The following is a 3,696-nucleotide window of genomic DNA, read 5'->3' as shown; positions in this document are numbered from 1 at the left end:
ATTACTTCTTCGATCCGGTTCAGGATCGTCGCGTCCACGCCCGGCGGGAGTATATCAGCCGCATTGCCGAAGCCATAGAGAAAGAAGAATTGCAGCTCTTTTATCAACCGAAAGTGGATATGGTGCGGGGCAGGATATTCGGTGCCGAGGCGCTGGTGCGCTGGCAGCACCCGGAGCAGGGCCTCCTGCCGCCGAATATGTTTCTTCCCCTGATCGAGGGCCACAGGCTGCAATACGCCCTAGACTGGTGGGTGTTGAGAACGGCAATTCGTCAGGCGGCGTTATGGCACGCTGACGGTCTGGATCTGGTGGTGGGCATCAATGTGTCCCCGAGTACCATACAGTATCCGGATTTTACCAGCCAGCTGATGCAACTGGTTGATGAGGAAAATATCAGCACCGATTTGATCGAGCTCGAGATCGTCGAGAGTGACGCCATCGACGATCTGGATGCTGTTTCCGCGGTCATCCACCAATGTGAGGATGTCGGCGTTCATTTTGCACTCGACGATTACGGCACCGGTTATTCCTCGCTCACCTATATCCGCCGTTTGCCGGTGCAGACACTCAAGATCGACCAGATATTCGTCAAGGATATTCTGACTGATCAGGATGATCTGAACATCGTCGAAGGTGTCATCGGTCTCGCCCGGGCATTCGGGCGGGAAATGATCGCTGAAGGTGTGGAGAACACCGAAATCGGCGTTCGGCTGCTGGAACTGGGCTGCAATTGTGCGCAAGGCTATGGCATTGCCAAACCCATGCCTTTCACCGAAATCCCGGCCTGGGTCAGGCAGTACAGGTTTCCAAGTGAATGGATCGAGGTTGCAAAGAAGCTCTCTGCAGCCTGAAGCTGCCTGCATTCCGCTGGCGTGAGACGGTCAAGCTGAGGCTGATCGGCAATCAGTCATCATTTATCTTGTTCGAGTGGCACAGGTCACAGCTTATTTCGGTGCCTTTGTCCACAAACAGCAGTTTTCTGTTCTTACCATTGATGTTGTAATTCTGGCAGCCGTTGCGATTCAGCTTGTCACACGCCAGGGTGCGGTCGGCCGCTGCCCTCGACAGCACCGTTCCCAGGCCGTCCTTGCCATGGCAGTTCTGGCAAAGGGTTCTGTCGGCATCCTTGTGGTCCCTGTTCCATACCGTGATATCGACGCCGGTGTCGGGTTGACCGCTGTACATGCTGATTGGGGCAACCGGGTGCAGGCCGTGAGGACCCTGCAGGGTCAATCCCAGGTCACCGGTATGGCAGGTACTGCATTGAATGATGCTGCCCTTGTGGCCCTGCAACTGGGTTGCGGCAATATTGTCGTTGGCAAAAGGATAGTCGATGGGCCAGATGGCATGGGTGCTGCCATGGCAGCCTTCGCACATGACGCCTTTGTGACCCTGGCTGAACTGTAAGGTTTTTTCGTTGCCACTCAGGCGATACAGGTTTTCATTTTCTGCAAAGCGTGAATTCGGCGAAGCAATGGGAGCATTCGCATCGTTCACATAAGCCTGCAGCAAACGGATGCCGTCGTCAGCGACAATGGCGCCGGAAGGATGATTGGGACGGCCCGCATCGCCGGTATGGCAGGACTGGCATTTCGGTTCGCTGGCCCAGGGGACGCGTGTGCCTCCTGATGTGAAATCGTGTCCCACGTCGGCCATTTCACCGTGGCAATCCTGACAGACCACACCACCACTGAACATGGCGCCACGCAGGCACTGGGTGCGTTTTCCCGGATGGCACTGGTAGCAGGTTTCCTGCAGGACATATTCCTTGACGCTTTGTTTCGGATCAGCATCGGGATAACCGTGATCCACTGCCGGCTTGTTTCTCGTGGTGTCGTCCGGCGGCGGCATGTCCGGAAACAGTGCGCCGTATTGGCTGTGGAACTTGTGCATGACGGAGGACATGCTGGTGCCGACAGCTTTCTGGAAGACCTGGCTTGCGACATCGTCGGTGGGACCGAGTTGTGCCAGGTCGAGTGCCGGAGAATAGTGGCATTGCGAACACTGAATGGGGGTGCGTTTGGCCAGGCAGTTGCCGTTCCAGTTGTTTGCGTTTTCCGGTGCTGCGCTCGCGTCGCAGCTTCCCCATGCTGCCGGATATTTTGCCCCGTGTTTGACATCGTGCAGGCGCAGGATATTGATCTTGGCGGCATTCAGCAATTGCTGGTTGCGCGTGTCTCCGGGAGCAGGATCATCGAGGCTGGCAACGTCAAACACGGTCTTGCTGAACCTTGTGGGGGATACGGCCGCCTGTGTACAGCTGTCGCTCCTGATGAGAGGCGACAGATCCGGATCTGCGCAGTCCAGGGTGAGTGCGTGACAGTTCTGGCAGTCGGCTTCCGAGGCGACGGGCAGAACGATATCTGTGGAAGCGACAACGGTGCTGCTGTTCAGTGCCTGTATGCGCATCATGGGATAAGCGTTCCACCTTCCGGCGTCATCCTTGGGAAACATGGGGACACCGTCGGCAGACCACCAGTTGGCACCCTCGATGATACTTCCCGTGGGTGCGGCCAGCACACTGCTGAAGAAATTGACGTCTTCGTCGAAACGGTTGAAGGGTTTGGGGTCGTTGAGAAGATATTTGCCCGCAATGCCCGCAATGCCCGGCATGATCTGTTGCATGAACTGGCAGGTGGCCGGGGTGGACAGGCAATCGGGTAACAGCAGGGAGTCGGGTACCGGCAGTCCGGTATCGAGAATCACGGCCAATGGGCTCAACAGACCGAAGAAGATATTGTCATAACCATCGAAGCCAAACGGGTTGGCCGTAAAGGGGTTCTTCTTCCAGAAATTGCTCTTGAATACGCCCGCTGTCGCGTCGTTCTGGGAAGTCGAGTTGATGGATACACTGGCTCGCTCAGTACCGGCCAGGCTGCTGGCCGGCGGATTCAGAGCCGCAGGCATGGTGGGGTTGTTTGGATCGAATACGGGGTCGTTGGGATTGGATGTGGCGGAATAGACCACCGATATGTCCGGTGCGGTGCCCGGCGTAAGCAGCGATGGCTTTTTACCCTTTTTGATGACCTGGGCGTGAATGACGTTGAAAGGCGGAAGGATGCTGAAGATCTGGTAGTCCAGGTCGGCGCAGTGCATGCCCAGATCGTTGGCGGCGAACACCCGGTATTCCTGGTTGCCGGCAAACAAAGCTTCGCTGACGGCCGTTGTCACCAGGGGTTCTGCTGTGGTGATCTTCAGGGTGCTGCCGGTCTCGACCGAGAATACAGGCTGCAGGGAAACCCATTGTGCCTGAAAGATGACATTGGCGTTGTTGATGACAGCTACCGTGGAATTGCTGGTGATCGAGACGGTGCCGTTGCAGGTGATATCCACGTTGTCGAAAGTCTGGTCAGCATCCAGGACGACTTCGGTTCCGGAGCAGGCAGCGGGGTCAGTGATGTTGGCCGCAACCGCAGAGGGTATATGCAGGATCAGCCACAACAGGGCTGTGAATATTAGCAGCAGGTTATTTTGCCTGGTTTCAGGAGATATCCATCTGTTGGCTACGCGCATGACTGTTTTCCGCTGTTTTCTCGAATGAAAGACATCTGTATTGCAAACCGGCCGATGAACGTTACCTGAATCCGTGACTTCGGCAGCCACCTGAAAGTCGTTCGCCCGATGATAATCGCGTAAAATTGCAGTTCCAGTGATTTTCATGATTTCACCCAAGGGGTGAACTGCCAATGACATTCA

General features: G+C 56.0%; 2 protein-coding genes. One reads left to right on the top strand and one right to left on the bottom strand.

Annotated elements, in window-relative coordinates:
- Positions 1-851 (top strand): EAL domain-containing protein (locus ACOCD2_RS14250; protein WP_296800839.1); only part of this gene is annotated, 851 nt, incomplete at its 5' end.
- Between the two features lie 52 nt (positions 852-903).
- On the opposite strand, the gene ACOCD2_RS14245 is transcribed toward ACOCD2_RS14250, so the two are convergent.
- Entirely contained in the window at positions 904-3,513 is a 2,610-nt protein-coding gene (locus ACOCD2_RS14245) for a hypothetical protein (protein WP_293680196.1), read from the bottom strand.
- Between the last annotated feature and the right edge of the window lie 183 nt (positions 3,514-3,696).

The organism is Thiolapillus sp. (assembly GCF_048562965.1).
Taxonomy (GTDB): domain Bacteria; phylum Pseudomonadota; class Gammaproteobacteria; order Chromatiales; family Chromatiaceae; genus Thiolapillus; species Thiolapillus brandeum_A.
The sequence above is the reverse complement of the archived record's forward strand: the minus strand, read 5'-3'. Positions and strand labels throughout refer to the sequence as shown.

Bases quoted from the DNA above. Each gene is read 5' to 3' on its own strand.
- ACOCD2_RS14245 (WP_293680196.1), bottom strand. From the start codon at position 3,513: ATGCGCGTAGCCAACAGATGGATATCTCCTGAAACCAGGCAAAATAAC.